Source organism: Siccirubricoccus phaeus, from assembly GCF_008360935.1.
Lineage (GTDB): Bacteria > Pseudomonadota > Alphaproteobacteria > Acetobacterales > Acetobacteraceae > Siccirubricoccus > Siccirubricoccus phaeus.
Map to the genome: position 1 here is coordinate 452,587 of NZ_SRXO01000002.1, position 14,418 is coordinate 467,004.

Genomic DNA, 14,418 nt, shown 5'->3' on the forward strand with positions numbered 1-14,418 from the left:
GCTAGGCGCAAGCCACAAAACACAACGCTAGGCGCAAGCCACAAATCGCGACGGCGCCTACCTTGCCTGCTGCCGCCGCAGCCGCAGCATCATGCTGTCGAAGGCGTAGTCAGAGACCTGGTGATAGGCGAAATGCCGGTCCCGGAAGGCGATCTGGCTGTCGAGGATCGCCTTGAATTGCAGGTTCGCCGCGGATTGCTCGGCGAACACCTCCTGCGTCGCGCGGTAGAGCGTGTCGATCACCTCATTGGAAAACTGGCGGAGCTGCACGCCCTCCGCCACCAGCCGGTACATCGCCTCGACGTTCTTCCAATCGTACTGCGCCAGCATCCAGTTGGTGGCGGCAGTGCAGGCGGTCTCGATGGCGGCGCGGTAGGCGGGGGGCAATTCCTGGAATTTCTGCAGGTTCACATAGGCGTGGAAGATGGCGCCGCCCTCGCCCCAGCCCGGGTAGTAGTAGTAGCGGGCCACCTTGTTGAAGCCGAGCTTGGCGTCGTCATAGGGGCCGATATATTCCACGCCGTCGATCGTGCCGCGCTCCAGCGCCGGGTAGATGTCCCCGGGCGCGATCTGCTGCGGCACCACGCCGACCTTCTGCATGACATTGCCGGCGAGGCCGGCGACGCGGAATTTCAGGCCGCGGAGATCCTCGGCCTTGGCGATCTCCTTCCTGAACCAGCCGCCCATCTGGTTGCCGGTATTGCCGCAGGGCAAAGCGTGGATGTTGAAGTCCTTGTACACGGCGTTCAGCATCTCGTTGCCGCCGCCATGGAAGAACCAGGCGTGCTGCTGCCGGACGTTCAGCATGAAGGGCACGGTGGTGGAGAAGGCGAGCGCCGAATTCTTGCCGGTGAAGAACAACCCGCCGGTATGCGCCATCTCCACGCTGCCGGACTGCACCGCATCCAGGGCGGCGAGGCCGGGCGCGATCTCCCCGGCCGGGAAGGGCTGGATGCGGAAGCGGCCATCGGTGATGTCGCTGACCGCGCGGCACATGTACTCGCTGGTGGAGTAGGTGATGTCGAGGGTACGGGGGAAGCTGCTGGTCAGCCGCCAGCGGATTTCCGGCAGGGTCTGCGCCAGGGCAGGGGTGGCCAAGGCCACCGGCGCGGCGGTGGCGGCGGCGAAGAGGCGGCGGCGTTGCATGGCGTGGGTCTCCGGCGGCCGGCCCGGTCCGGCGCGTTCCCTTGCCCCACAGCAAGCCGGATGCCAGCGGCAAAGCCTTGCAATGGCCGGCGCGGCATGGCATCCGGCTGTCCACCGGGCAACCTGTTGCCCAAATCGGGAGCACTCCATGTCCCACGCCCCTGGGCCCGTCACCCCCACCTGGCTCGGCGTCGTCGCCCATCTCCACGTCACCGCCCGCGCCTTCCTGCCGATGCGGCCGCAGGAGGCGATCACCCTGATCGCCGGCAGGGGGATCGAGGGCGACCGCTACATGCTGGGCATCGAGGAAGGCTTCTACTCCGCCAAGCCGGAGGAAGGCCGCCAGGTCACCCTGTTCGAGGCGGAGGCGCTGGAGGCCATCCGCCGCGACCACGGCATCGAGCTGCTGCCGGAAGAGCATCGCCGCAACGTGACGACGCGCGGCGTGCCGCTGACGCATCTGGTCGGCCGCCGCTTCCGCCTCGGCGCCTGCCTGCTGGAGGCGACGCGGCTTTCCGTGCCCTGCCGGCATATCGAGGAGATCCTGGAAAAGCCGGTCTTCGACCCGATGATCAACCGCTCCGGCCTCAATTGCCGCATCCTGGAAGGCGGCGTGGTGCGGGTGGGCGACGCCGTCCGGCCCGCATGAAGCGGCCGGGGGAAGCGGCGGCGCAGCCCGCCCGATGAGGCTCATCCGGACGGTGGTGCGGGAGGCGGTGGCGGCCGGGCCGGGGATCCGCCGCCTGGTGCTGATGGACCCGGAGGGCTGGCCCCTGCCGCGGCAGAAGCCGGGCGCGCATATCGACCTGCACCCGCCGGACGGGCTGGTGCGGGCCTATTCCCTCTGCGGCGATCCGGCGCAGCAGGACCGCTATGTGGTCGCGGTGAAGCGGGAGGAAGCGGGGCGCGGCGGTTCGCTCTGGCTGCACGACGCGCTGGAGGTGGGGGCGGAAATCGGCGTCTCCCTGCCGCGCTGCACCTTCCCGCTGGCACCGGATGCCACGCGGCATGTCTTCATCGCCGGCGGCATCGGCGTCACGCCCTTCCTCAGCATGGCGGCGGCGCTGGAGCGGGCAGGGGGCAATTACGTGCTGCACCTGCTGCATCGCGGCGCCCTGCCCCTGCCGGGGCATCTGCCGCGGCACGCCGTGCTGCACGACACCTCGGCGGCCCCGCGCCCGGCATTGGCGGACCTGCTGGGCGCCCCGGCCCCCGGGCTGCACGCCTATTGCTGCGGCCCCAACGGGCTGATCGAGGCCTTCGAGGCTGCGACGCGCGACTGGCCGTCGGGCCAGGCGCATGTCGAGCATTTCGTCCCGCCGCCCCTGCCGCCGGACCCGGAGGCGCGCCCTTTCACCCTGGTGCTGGCCAGAAGCGGCGCCAGCGCGGAGCTGCCGGCCGGCGCCCCCCTGCTGCCGGCGATCAAGGCGCTGGGCGGGGAGGTGGAGGCCTCCTGCGAGGGCGGCATCTGCGGCGCCTGCAAGGTGCGCTGGCTGGAAGGCCCGCCGCTGCACCGCGACCGCGTGCTGCAGCCGGAGGCGCGTCGCGAGTACCTGATGGCCTGCGTCGCCGGCTGCGCCGGCCCGCGCCTGGTGCTGGATCTGTGAGCGCGCCGCCACGCCGCGGCATGACGGAGGAGGAGGCGCCCTCGGTCGGCGCCGGCGTGCTGGGGCCGCAGCTCCGCCACCTGCGCCTGGCGCGGGGAATGACGCTGGACGCCCTGGCCGCCGCGGTGGGGCTGGACAAGGGCTTCCTCTCCCGCCTCGAACGCGGCCGCAAGGCGCCCTCGGTCGGCACTTTGCTGCGGCTCTCCGCCGCGCTGGGCGTGCCGGTGGCGGAGTTGCTGGGGGAGGCGCTGCCGGAAGACGCCGTCCGCGTCACCCGCGCGGCGCGGCGGCGGCGCAGCGCGCCGGGGCCCGGCGTGCACGGCATGGAGGCGCTGACCGCCGGCGGTGCGCCACTGGCCGCCTTCATCATCCACCTGGCGACGGAATTCGCCGAGGACGGGCCGCATGAGCATGAGGGGGAAGAGCTGCTCTACGTGCTGCACGGGCATGTGGAGCTGGCCTTCGCCGATCGCAGCCTGATGCTGCGGCCGGGGGATGCGGCGGAATTCGCCGGCCACCTGCCGCACCGGCTGCGGCGGATCGGGGAGGCGCCGGCGGCGGTGCTGGTGGCGGTGGCCAGGCGGTAGGGTCGAGGGGGGCGTCGCGGCAGCGCCGCGACTCCCTCTGAAGCTCGAGTTCCATACCCGACGGTCCAACCGCAAAACTCAAGGGTTCAAAGGGCCTTTCGGCCCTTTGCGGGTGGGGGTTCGGGGGAGGGCAGAGCCCTCCCTCGACACCCGGCCTCCAGCCAGCGATACCCCCGCCTTGCACGCCACGGAGGAATGCGATGACACGGCATATTTGGTTCGGGTTGCTGACGGCGTTCCTGCTCGTCGGGGGCGCCGCGCAGGCGCAGACCCTGGCGACGGTGAAGCAGCGCGGCACGCTGAATTGCGGCGTTTCCCAGGGCTTCGCCGGCTTCTCCGCGCCAGACAGCCGCGGCGAATTCCGCGGCCTGGATGCGGATTACTGCCGCGCCGTCGCCGCCGCCGTGCTGGGCGACGCCACGAAGGTCCGCTTCGTCCCCCTCACCGCCCAGGCCCGCTTCACCGCGCTGCAGACCGGCGAGATCGACGTGCTGTTCCGCAACAGCACCCAGACCTTCCTGCGCGATGCCTCGCTGGGGCTGAACCAGGGGCCGGTGAATTTCTACGACGGCCAGGGCTTCGCCGTGCGCCGCGACGCCAATGTGAGCAAGCTGGCGGAGCTGGACGGCGCCACCATCTGCGTCGCCCAGGGCACCACGCATGAGCTGACGCTCGGCGATGTCTTCCGCGCCCGCAACCTGCGCTTCCAGCCGGTGGTGTTCGAGCGGGTGGACACCATGTACGAGGCCTTCTTCAGCGGCCGCTGCGACGCGATGACGCAGGATGCCAGCGCCCTCGCCGGCGCCCTCACCGTCGCCCGCGACCCGGCCGCCTACCGGGTGCTGGAGGAGACGATCAGCAAAGAGCCGCTCGGCCCCTTCACCCGCAATGGCGACGACCAATGGTCCAACATCGTCATGTGGGTGCATTACGCGCTGGTGGAGGCGGAGGAGCTGGGCGTCACCCAGGGCAATGCGGCGGAACAGGCCCGCAGCGGCAGCCCGACCGCGCAGCGCCTGCTCGGCACCAGCGGCGAATTCGGCTCCCGCCTCGGCCTGGACAATGCCTGGGCGGCGAACGCCATCCGCGCCGTCGGGAATTACGGGGAGGTGTTCGAGCGCAATGTCGGCCAGGGCGGCCCGCTGAAGCTCGCGCGCGGGATCAACGGCCTTTGGACCAAGGGCGGGCTGATGTACGCCATCCCCTTCCGCTGAGCGCACGGCAACCTTCCGCCGCCGGGCGGCGTTTTCCTTGCCGAAGCCGTCGCCAAGGGGCGGCGGCAACGGAAAGGGATACGCCATGGACAAGGACCGCATCGCTGGCGCCGCCAAGCAGGCCAAGGGCGCCGTGAAGGACGCGGCCGGCAAGGTGACCGGCGACACGAAGCTGCAGGCGGAAGGCAAGGCTGACAAGGTCGAGGGCAAGGTGCAGAGCGCCGTCGGCGGCGCCAAGGACACCGTGCGCGACGCGGCAGATAAATAACTGGCGAGGACGCGCCGGGCCGTCGGCCCGGCGCGTCCCGCCGGCGCGGCGTGCCGGCTCAGACGAAGGCCTGGTCGCCCGCGCCCCCCGCAGCCCATGCGCCGAGAGCAGCGTCTTCCGGGTTCTGCCGGGTGCCGAAAAGATCATCGGCGGCGGCCGGGGGAAGATGGGTGCTGTCGGGCCGAGGGCCGAGGACGGCCAGCCCCGACATGAACGTCACCGTGCCGGCACCGGCCATCAGGCCGCTGGCGGCATCAGCTATGGCGCCCAGCAGCACATCCAGGCCGTTGCCGCCCGCCAGCATATCGCTGGCCCAGCCGCCCATCAGCGTGTCGTCGCCCGCGCCGCCGACCAGCAGATCCGCGCCCGGGCCGCCCTGCAGCAGGTCATCGCCGTCGCCGCCATCCAGGGTGTTGGCGCTCTCATTGCCGATGAGCGTGTCGGCCTGCCCATTGCCGGTGCCGCTGAGTGCGCCGGCGCCGATTTCCAGCACCAGGATCTCGATATTGCCGGGCAGGGTCAGGCTGATGGTGGTGCGGATCGTGTCCTGGCCCTGATTCGGCAATTCCACCACCACATCGGCGGCGCTGCGGATGATGTAGGTGTCTTCGCCCGTGCCGCCGGCCAGGGTGTTGGCACCGCTGCCGCCATCCAGGCTGTCATTGCCGTCCTCGCCATACAGCGCGTCATTGCCGGCGCTGCCGGACAGCGTGTCGTTGCCCGCTCCGCCGAGCGCGTAATCATCCCCGGCGCCGGCAAGGATGCTGTCATGGCCGGCGGTGCCGGTGAGGAATTGCCGGCCTGCCTCGCTGCCATCCGGGGCAAATCCCAGATTTTCCGCCGTCAGCGCTGCGGCGGTGACGCCCTGCAGCCGGACCAGCGGCGCGAAGCCGTTGGCGCCGCCAGTGCTGTCCCAGTCGATGACGGTGTCGCTGCCTTCCTGGCGCAGCCGGAGGAAGCCGCCGCCGCCGAAGGGGTTGCCGCCGTTGAAGCCGGCGGTGGCGGGGCCGGCGAGCCAGGCGACGAGGTCAAGCCGGTCCCCCCCGGCGCCGGCGATGAAATCGGTGACGATGACCGGGGCGGCGGGCGTGCCGCCGGGATAGGCGAAGGTGCTGAGCAGGGAGAAGCTGTCGATGCCGCCGCCGCCGCTGACGGTGGCGGCGGCGCCGAGGAAGATCCAGTCATCCCCCAGCCCGGCCTGGACCGAGCTGCCGGCGCCGGAGGCGAAGATGCTGTCATTCCCCTCGCCGGCATTGATGTAGGCGAGTGCCGCCGCGATGACGGTGTCGTCCCCGGTGCCGCCCAGCAGCGTGTTGCTGCCGGTGTCGTCGATCAGGACGTCGTTCTCGCTGCCGCCATCCAGGGAATCATTGCCCGGCCCGCCGATGAGGAAGTCGTCGCCGCCGAGGCCCAGCAGCGTGTCGTTGCTCTCGAAGCCGGAGAGCGAGTCGTTGTCGGCGCCGCCGACCAGGCTGTCCGCGGCGCTGGTGCCAAGGGTCGGCAATCTTTTGCCCTCACATCTCGCAAGCCGGGGCGGAGTGTCGCACGGGCCGGTTGTGAAGGCGTAAAGACTGCGACGCCGTCATCATCAGCGCGGCGTCCGTCCGGGCCGGGCAGGGGCCGCAGGGCGTTCCCGCAAAGGCCCGATGGCCAGCGGCCCGGCGGTGCTGCCTGCCTGGGCCTCGGCCCAGGGCAGGGATACCCCCGGCGCCACGGCCAGGGGCGAGGTGGGTGGAGGCGGGCCGTCAGACCGCCCGCCGCGCCTTCAGCGCCGCCGCCAGCGTGCCTTCGTCCAGCACATCCAGCGCGCCGCCGATCGGCACGCCCTGGGCCAGCCGCGTCACCCGCACGCCGCTGGGCTGCAGCCGGTCGGAGAGGAAATGCGCCGTGGTCGCGCCTTCCACCGTGGCGGGCAAGGCGAGAATCACCTCCTCCACCCCCTGTTCCGCGATGCGGGCGAGCAAAGGCTGCACCGCCAGATCCTCCGGCCCCACCCCGCCCAGCGCGGAAAGGGTGCCGCCCAGCACGTGGTAGAGGCCGCGATGCGCATGGGCGCGCTCCAGCGCCCAGAGCTCGGCGACGCCTTCCACCACGCAGATCACCGAGCGGTCGCGCTGCGGGTCGCGGCAGATATGGCAGGGATCCTGGTCGTCCAGATTGCGGCAGAGCCGGCAGGGGCGGACGGCGGCCGCGGCGTCCCGCAGCGCGGCGGCCAGGGGCAGCATGGCCTCCTCCGGCCGCATCAGCATCTTCAGCACCGCCCGCCGCGCGCTGCGCCGGCCGTAGCCCGGCAGCCTGGCGAGCAGGCCGATCAGATGCTCGATGGGGTCAGGGGCGGGCATCGGCTGTCACGGTCGGCGGTCCTGGCATGCGGACGGCGGCTGTTTCCATCGCTGCCTGTTGCCCTGCCGCGGCTTCGCCGCGGCAGGCTGCGCGAGGCGCTGGTCAGGGAGCGATTCCGGCCCCCACGAAGGCGCGCAGCGACTTCGGGGCGATATTCAGAAGGGGAGCTTCATGCCGGCGGGCAGGTTGAGGCCGGCGGTGGCCTTCTGCATCTCCTCCGCCATCGCCGCCTCCACCTTCTGCCGCGCATCGGCATGGGCGGCGACCAGCAGATCCTCCAGCACCTCGCGATCCTCCGCCGTCATCAGGCTGGGGTCGATGGCGACGCGCTTCAGATCGCCCTTGCCGGAGAGCGACACCTTCACCATGCCGGCGCCGGCCATGCCCTCCACCACCGTGGCGTCCAGCTTGGCCTGCATTTCCTGCATGCGCGTCTGCATCTGCTGCGCCTGCTTCAGCATGTTACCGAGATTCTTCATGGCCGTGCCTTACCTGTCCTCGTCCGGAGGGGGAACATCGTCGAAATCGGGCGGTTCTTCCAATTCCGCCGGCGGGATATCGCCCGGCTCCACCTCCGGCGCCTCGACGGAGGCGGGCAGCACCAGCGGCAGGCCGTAATCATCGGCGCCTTCATCGCGCACCCGCTCGATCTGCGTGCCGGGAAAGGCGGCCAGCACGGCCTGCACCAGCGGGTGGGCGCGGGCCAGGGAAAGCCGCTCCGCCTCGGCATGGCGGCCCTGCTCGGCCAGGGTGGGTTCGCCCTCGGCATTGCTCAGCGCCACGGTCCAGCGCGTCTCCGTCAGCTCGGAGAGCAGCGTGCCGAGCTGGGCGGCGAGGTCGCGCGGCGCATCCGGCCGGACCCGGATCTCGACCCGGCCCGGGGCGAGGTGGACGGGGTGGACGCTGTGCAGCAGATGCGCATGCAGCATTGGCTTGCGGCCGGAGGCCAGCGCCACGACGTCCCGCCAGCTCTGCGGCGGCGCCACCGCCACGGGGGCCGGCATGGCCGCCACCGCGCCGCCGCCGGCGACGGCGCGCAGCCCGCCGCCGCCGCCGTTCGGGGCGGGGCGGGGGGCGCCGGCGGGTAGCGAGCCGGTTTCCATCAACCGCTTCACCAGATCGCCCGGCGGCGGCAGCTCCGCCACATGCGCCAGGCGGATCAGCACCATCTCGGCCGCGGCGCGGCGGTCCGGCGCGCCGGCCAGCTCCCCGAGCCCCTTCAGCAGCATCTGCCAGGCCCGGCCCAGCACAGGGACGGAAAGCTTCGCCGCCAGCGCCGCGCCGCGGCTGCGCTCGCCCTCGGTCAGGCCCGGGTCGTCCTTCAACGAGGGCACGCTGCGCAGCCGCGTCAGGGTATGGGTCAGCTCCAGCAGGTCCTGCAGCACCATCCCCGGATCGGCGCCGCGCTCATGCGCCCGCTCCAGGCTGGCGAGCAGGGCAGGGACATCCCCGGCCATGGCCTGCTCCATCAGGTCCAGCACCAGGGCGCGGTCGGCCAGGCCCAGCATGTCCCGCACCGCCTCGGCGGTGACGGCGCCGTCCGGCCCGCCCAGGGCGATGGCCTGGTCCAGCAGGGAAAGCCCGTCCCGCACGCTGCCATCGGCGGCGCGGGCGACCATGGCCAGCGCCTCGGGGTCGATCTCCACCTGCTCCTTCGCCGCGATGCGGGCGAAATGCGCGCGCAGCTCCGCCTGCGGCACGCGCTTCAGGTGGAAGGTCTGGCAGCGGCTGAGGATGGTGGCCGGCACCTTGCGCAGCTCGGTGGTGGCCAGCATGAATTTCACCTGGGCGGGCGGTTCCTCCAGCGTCTTCAGCAGCGCGTTGAACGCCGGCGTGGAGAGCATGTGGACTTCGTCCAGGATGATGACCTTGAAGCGGCCCTGGGCGGGACGGTAGCGCAGCCGCTCCCGCAGCTCCCGCACATCGTCGACGCCATTGTTGGAGGCGGCGTCCAGCTCCTGCACATCCGGGTGGCGGTCGGCGAGGATCGCCTGGCATTCCGGGCAGACGCCGCAGGGCTCCGGCGTCGGGCCGCCCTGGCCGTCCGGGCCGATGCAGTTGAGCGCGCGGGCGATGATGCGGGCGGTGGTGGTCTTCCCCACGCCGCGGACGCCGGTCAGCATGAAGGCATGCGCCACGCGGTCCTGGGCGAAGGCGTTGCGCAGGGTGCGGACCAGGGCTTCCTGGCCGATCAGCTCGGCGAAGCTGGTCGGGCGGTATTTGCGGGCGAGGACCCGGTAGGGCGCCTGGGCAGGGGCGGGCCGGGCAAGGGCAGCGCTGGCCGGGGCGGCGAGGGCCGGCGCCGGCTGCCCGGGCGCGGCTGCAGCCGGCACGGGGGCGGCGGGCGGCGGCGGGGCGGCCGGTGCATCTGCGGCCGGCGCCGCGGCCGGCCCCGGCGCATCCCCGAACAGCCCTGGCCCCTCCGGCGGCGGCGGCTCGGGCAGGCCCTCGGCCTCTGGCGCGTCGGAGGGGCCGAAGAGGGAGGAGGACATGCGCGGGCGGCGGCTTCCTGGCTAGGGCCCGCCGAGGGGCAGGGAGAAGGGGTGGAAGGCCGACATGCGACCCGGGCGAGAACCCGTTACGGCTGCTTCCTTCCGGACCTGACCGGGTTGGCGGGGAGTCCGTCCACCGCCGACCTTCCGGGGGCACCATATCATGCCCCGCCCGCCCCGACGCAATGGGCGGGGGCGAAACATCCCCGGGATCCGCCGTGCCGCCGGGCGACCCCAGCGCAGCCGCGCCGGGTTCCGGCCGGCTGCTCCGCCGGGCCCGGGCCGGCGGTCTCCGGCATGGTCGCCGCCACGGCGGAGAGCCGGCGGCGCGCCGGGCGGTTTCCATCGGCGGCCGGGTAACCGCTGCGCCCGCCTCGGCGTAGCAGCGCCAGGGCTGCAGCCCGAGGAGACCCGCCATGCCCGTCCGCCGCATCGTCCTGGCCGCATTGCTCCTGGCCCCGGAGGCCGCCCTGGCGGAACGGCGCAGCGCCCCCGCCGCGGAGCGGCAAAATGCCTCCGCCGCGGAGCGGCAAAATGCCTCCGCCGCGGAGCGGCAAAATGCCTCCGCCGCGGAGCGGCAAAATGCCTCCGCCGCGGAGCGGCAAAATGCCTCCGCCGCGGAGCGGCAAAATGCCCTCGCGGAGCGGCAAAATACCCCTGCGGAGCGGCAAAATGCCCCTGCCGGCCTCGCCCTGAAGGGCCATGACGCCGTGGCCTACCAGACGGAAGGGGCGGGCAGTGCGGGGCCGGGCCGCCTTCACCGCGCAGTGGGGCAGCGCCCGCTGGCGCTTCGCTTCCGCCGCCAACCGGGCGGCGTTCCTGGCCGATCCGGTGCGCTACGCCCCGGCCTATGGCGGCTTCTGCGCCTATGGCATGGCCCGCGGCTACACCGCGCCCATCGACCCGGAGGCCTTCACCGTGGTGAATGGCCGGCTCTACCTGAATTACAGCCTGGCGATCCGGGACGCCTGGTCGCAGGACATCCCGGGCGAGATCGCCCGGGCGGATGCCCACTGGCCCCGGCTCTCCGCGGAATAGCGCCCGGCCGGCGCGCCGCCCGCCCCTGGTTGCCGCCGCCCCGGCCCCGTGGCAGGGTCCCAGGCGCATGCTTTCCATCCCCGCCAGCCGCCCCAACGCCTATACCGGCAGCCCCCTCGACCGCGCCGCCCTGAAGCGGGAGGATGCGGCCTGGATCGCCGCCGCCCTGGCCGATCCGGAGACGCTCTTCGCCCCGGTCTGGCGCAGCCGCAGCCTGATGAAGGGGGTGGCGGAAGGCAGGCCGGAAGCGCTCCTCGTCACCGGCGCCGCCGCCGGGGCGCTGCGCATGGCGGGCGGGCCCTGGGCCTTCCTCGGCCTCTGGGAAGGCCGCCCGGTCTTCGCCGTGGACTGCTCGGAGGCGGCGGACCCGCTGCCGCTGCTGCCGGAAGGCATCGGCAGCTTCACCGATCTGCGCGCCGTCGCCGGCCTGCTGCCGGCCGGGGAGGCGAGCATCCTCGCCCATGCCCGCGGCCTGATGCACTGGCGGACCAGGCACCGCTTCTGCGGCATCTGCGGCGCCGGCTGCGAGCCGGGCTCGGCCGGGCATGTCATGCACTGCACCGGCTGCCGGGCGCAGCATTTCCCGCGCACCGACCCCGCCGTCATCATGCTGGTGGTGCGCGGCGATCACTGCCTGCTCGGCCATTCCACCCGCTTTCCCAATACCACCATGTATTCCACCCTCGCCGGCTTCGTGGAGCCGGGCGAGAGCCTGGAGGAAGCGGTGCGGCGGGAAGTGCTGGAGGAAGCGGGAATCGAGGTGGGAGAGGTCTGGTACCATTCCTCCCAGCCCTGGCCCTTCCCCTCCTCCATCATGCTCGGCTTCCATGCCGAGGCGCTGAGCGAGGCCATCACCATCGATGCGACGGAGTTGCGCGACGCCCGCTGGTTCAGCCGGGCGCAATGCCTGGATCCGACGGCGCATGGCTTCAGCCTGCCGCGGGCCGATTCCATCGCCCGCCGGCTGATCGAGGACTGGATCGCCCATTCATGAGGCGGTCGGGTATGAGGCGGCTGGCCCTGGCCCTCGGCCTGCCCCTGGCGCTGGCGGCCTGCGGCGGCAGGCCCGCTGCGCCGCCGGAGCAGGAACCGCCGGACTACCGCGCCTGCCGCGCCGAGGCGGAGCGCAGCCCGGAACTCGGCCGGGTCTACGCCCAGTCCAACCCCGCCAGGCAGGACAATCAGGAAAGGCTGGCGGCCGAGGCCCATACCGTCCGCGCCCGCGCCTTCCGGGACTGCCTGCGCGCCCGCGGCCTGCCCAGCCCGGGCGGGGTGGAGGCGGTCAGGCCACGCTGAAGTTGCGCGGCTTGGCCAGCTCGGCGATCCGCCGGACCAGCGCCGCCTGATCATAGGGCTTCTGCAGAACTTCGAAGTTATGGCTGGCGCTGCCTTCCACCGTGCCGGCGAAGCCGGTGGCGAGCAGCACCGGCATGCCTGGCCGGAGCCGCGTCACCTGCTGCGCCAGCTCGATGCCGGTCATGCCGCCCGGCATGACAATGTCGCTGAACAGCACGTCGAATTGCTCGCCGCGGCGGAGCAGCGCCATGGCTTCCAGCGCATCCTGTGCCGCGATCACCCGGAAGCCGGCATCGCGCAGCGTCTCCGCCGCCACGTCCCGCACCCGCTCATCATCCTCCACCACCAGGATCGAGGCGCGGGCCAGGGTCGGCACCCCCTCCGGGGGCGGGGGCAAAGGGGGGCCCGGGCGGGCCGGCGGCTCCTCCGCCACCGGCAGATAGAGCGTGACCACCGCGCCCTCGCCGGGCGTGCTGTCGATCGCCACATGGCCGCCGAGCTGGCGGACGAAGCCGAAGACCTGGGAGAGGCCGAGGCCGGTGCCCTTGCCCTGGGGCTTGGTGGTGAAGAAAGGCTCGAAGGCCCGCTCCCGCACCTCCGGCGCCATGCCGGTGCCGGTATCGCGCAGCGAGATCGCGACATACTCGCCCGGCTGGGCATCCGGGTTGCCGACCAGCAGCGCCTGGTCCAGCCGTGCCAGGCGGGTGGTGAGGGTGACGGTGCCGCCGCGCGGCATGGCGTCCCGCGCATTGATCGCCAGGTTCAGCAGCGCCGCCTCGAGCTGCGCGGCATCGGCGCGGCAGGCCGGCAGATCGGTCTCCAGCACCGGGGCCAGGGTCACGGTCTCCCCCAGGGCGCGCTGGATCAGCGGGGTGAAGCCGCGGACCAGCTCATTCGCATCCAGGCTTTCGGTGTGCAGCCGCTGGCGCCGGGCGAAGGCCAGCAGGCTGGCATTCAGCTTGGCGCCGCGCTGCACCGCGTCCCGCGCCGCGCCCAGCAGCTTCTTCACCCGCTCATCCGCCGCGCTGCCGATATGGCGTTCCAGCAGATGCACCGTGCCGAGGATGGCGGTGAGCAGGTTGTTGAAATCATGCGCGATGCCGCCGGTCAGCCGCCCCAGCGCCTCCAGCCGCTGGGCCTGCATCAGCCCGGCCTCCGCCGCCTCGCGCCGGGCGATCTCGGCGCGCAGCTCGTCCGCGGTCTGGGAGAGGCGGAGCTGCACCCGCTGCTCGGAGCGCCAGCGGCGGATGGCCAGCAGGGTGGTGAGGCTGAGGGCGAGGGCGACGAAGGCACAGGTGACGGCGGTGACGGCGGTGTTGTGCCACCATTCCGCCGCCACCTGGTCCAGGGAGCGGGTGGCGGAGACGACCAGCCCATGCTCCCCCACCTTACGGAAGGCGGTCAGCCATTCGCCGCGGCTGCCGAAGCGGGCGATGGCGGCGCCGGTCTCCGGCGGGTTGCGCACCATGGCCGGCACCTCGCCCGGCACCGGCGCCTCGAACAGCTCGTCGCCGCTGGAAGGGTAGGCGGCCAGGATCTGCCCATCGGTGCGCAGCAGGGCGAAATTGGTGCGGCCGGTCGGGTCCAGCGCCTGCCATTGGGCGCGGAAATAGGCGGGCAGCATGTTGCCCATCACCGCCCCGTCGAATTTCCCGTCCGGGGCGGTGCGGGGGCGGCCGGCGACGAAGCCGACGATGCCGGTGAGGCGGGAGAGCCGCGGCCGGCCGAAGACCAGCCCTTGCGCCCCGTTCCGCATCGCCGGGAAGTAGTCGCGCTGCGAGGTGTCGAATTGCGGCGTCGGCCAGGCGATGCTGAGCAGCGCCAGCCTGCCGTCCGGCCGGACCAGGTGCAGCGAGATCATCTGCGCCACGCTCTCATCCAGCGAGAGCATCCAGCGCTGGATGGCTTCGCCTTCCGCGTCGATCTGCGCCCAATCCATGCCGCGCACCCGATCCTCGATGCGGTCCAGCACCAGGGCGCTGGTTTCCACCACCTTCAGCGCATGCTCGCGGGCGATGGCGGATTGCCGGTCCACATCGGCCAGGGCCTCCTCGTGCAATTGCTGCCGGTCATAGGAAGCGGCGCCGATCAGGACGAGCAGCGGGACGAGGATGGAGCAGACCAGGAGGATGCGGAGGGAGAAGGGCACGCGCCCTGGCGCAGCGCCAGGGCCGGCCTGCCGCGCAGCCTGGCCCGGGACGTCCTGCTCCGTCGGCATCACGGCTTCCTCGCAACGGGTCCGCACGATGGCGCGGCATCGGCCGGGAGGCTGTTCATTTTCCTGTGATCGAAATGTTCTCAGGAGAATCCTGACCCCATCCGGAAGCCTTGGCAATGCCGCCGCTGAAATGTTGCGCAGATGGGACTGCCCCCGGCGGCAATGCCGCCAGCTTCCGGCGGAGGGCCGCCCGCTGCGGCCCGCCGGGG

The 14,418-nt window shown here is 72.3% G+C and carries 14 protein-coding genes and 1 other RNA gene; 8 read left to right on the forward strand and 7 right to left on the reverse strand.

The window, feature by feature from the left end:
- Positions 1 to 57 precede the first annotated feature (57 nt).
- The gene (locus tag E5N76_RS04490; protein WP_149536088.1) at positions 58 to 1,146 is read right to left on the reverse strand and encodes a TRAP transporter substrate-binding protein; all 1,089 of its coding nucleotides are present in this window, start codon (positions 1,144 to 1,146) and stop codon (positions 58 to 60) included.
- Positions 1,147 to 1,294: 148 nt separating this feature from the next.
- Between E5N76_RS04490 and E5N76_RS04495 the strand changes: the two genes are divergently transcribed.
- The 5 genes from E5N76_RS04495 to E5N76_RS04515 all read left to right on the forward strand — a co-directional run bounded on the left by E5N76_RS04495 (position 1,295) and on the right by E5N76_RS04515 (position 4,822).
- Positions 1,295 to 1,795, forward strand: a complete 501-nt coding sequence (locus E5N76_RS04495; protein ID WP_149536089.1) for an MOSC domain-containing protein — start codon at positions 1,295 to 1,297, stop codon at positions 1,793 to 1,795.
- A gap of 34 nt (positions 1,796 to 1,829) precedes the next feature.
- Entirely contained in the window at positions 1,830 to 2,753 is a 924-nt protein-coding gene (locus tag E5N76_RS04500) for a PDR/VanB family oxidoreductase (protein WP_149536090.1), read from the forward strand.
- Entirely contained in the window at positions 2,750 to 3,340 is a 591-nt protein-coding gene (locus E5N76_RS04505; RefSeq protein WP_149536091.1) for a helix-turn-helix domain-containing protein, read from the forward strand. The genes E5N76_RS04500 and E5N76_RS04505 overlap by 4 nt, the downstream gene beginning before the upstream one ends.
- A 200-nt stretch (positions 3,341 to 3,540) precedes the next feature.
- Complete coding sequence (locus E5N76_RS04510) at positions 3,541 to 4,554, forward strand: amino acid ABC transporter substrate-binding protein (RefSeq protein WP_149536092.1); 1,014 nt, start codon at positions 3,541 to 3,543, stop codon at positions 4,552 to 4,554.
- 85 nt (positions 4,555 to 4,639) lie between these two features.
- Positions 4,640 to 4,822: a CsbD family protein gene (locus tag E5N76_RS04515; RefSeq protein WP_149536093.1), complete on the forward strand. Its 183-nt coding sequence runs from the start codon at positions 4,640 to 4,642 to the stop codon at positions 4,820 to 4,822.
- Between the two features lie 58 nt (positions 4,823 to 4,880).
- Here the strand turns inward: E5N76_RS04515 and E5N76_RS04520 are convergent, their stop codons facing one another.
- From E5N76_RS04520 to ffs, 5 genes are all read right to left on the reverse strand, one after another.
- Complete coding sequence (locus tag E5N76_RS04520) at positions 4,881 to 6,326, reverse strand: calcium-binding protein (RefSeq protein ID WP_149536094.1); 1,446 nt, start codon at positions 6,324 to 6,326, stop codon at positions 4,881 to 4,883.
- 241 nt (positions 6,327 to 6,567) lie between these two features.
- On the reverse strand, positions 6,568 to 7,164 hold the full coding sequence (gene recR, locus E5N76_RS04525; protein WP_149536095.1) for a recombination mediator RecR: 597 nt from the start codon (positions 7,162 to 7,164) through the stop codon (positions 6,568 to 6,570).
- Positions 7,165 to 7,320: 156 nt separating this feature from the next.
- On the reverse strand, positions 7,321 to 7,644 hold the full coding sequence (locus E5N76_RS04530; RefSeq protein WP_149536096.1) for a YbaB/EbfC family nucleoid-associated protein: 324 nt from the start codon (positions 7,642 to 7,644) through the stop codon (positions 7,321 to 7,323).
- A 9-nt stretch (positions 7,645 to 7,653) separates the two neighbouring features.
- Entirely contained in the window at positions 7,654 to 9,657 is a 2,004-nt protein-coding gene (locus E5N76_RS04535) for a DNA polymerase III subunit gamma/tau (RefSeq protein WP_149536097.1), read from the reverse strand.
- A gap of 50 nt (positions 9,658 to 9,707) precedes the next feature.
- An RNA gene (gene ffs / locus E5N76_RS04540) (signal recognition particle sRNA small type) lies at positions 9,708 to 9,806 on the reverse strand.
- Positions 9,807 to 10,395: 589 nt separating this feature from the next.
- Between ffs and E5N76_RS04545 the strand changes: the two genes are divergently transcribed.
- The 3 genes from E5N76_RS04545 (at position 10,396) to E5N76_RS04555 (ending at position 11,991) form a co-directional block, all read left to right on the forward strand.
- Positions 10,396 to 10,695 carry a YHS domain-containing (seleno)protein gene (locus E5N76_RS04545; RefSeq protein WP_149536098.1) on the forward strand — a complete coding sequence of 100 codons (300 nt, stop codon included), beginning with the start codon at positions 10,396 to 10,398 and terminating at the stop codon, positions 10,693 to 10,695.
- A gap of 67 nt (positions 10,696 to 10,762) precedes the next feature.
- Complete coding sequence (gene nudC / locus E5N76_RS04550) at positions 10,763 to 11,689, forward strand: NAD(+) diphosphatase (protein ID WP_149536099.1); 927 nt, start codon at positions 10,763 to 10,765, stop codon at positions 11,687 to 11,689.
- Between the two features lie 11 nt (positions 11,690 to 11,700).
- Entirely contained in the window at positions 11,701 to 11,991 is a 291-nt protein-coding gene (locus E5N76_RS04555; RefSeq protein WP_149536100.1) for a phosphoribosylamine--glycine ligase, read from the forward strand.
- On the opposite strand, the gene E5N76_RS04560 is transcribed toward E5N76_RS04555, so the two are convergent.
- A complete protein-coding gene (locus tag E5N76_RS04560; RefSeq protein WP_149536101.1) occupies positions 11,978 to 14,209 on the reverse strand; it encodes a hybrid sensor histidine kinase/response regulator in 2,232 nt (743 codons plus the stop codon). The genes E5N76_RS04555 and E5N76_RS04560 overlap by 14 nt on opposite strands.
- Positions 14,210 to 14,418 lie beyond the last annotated feature (209 nt).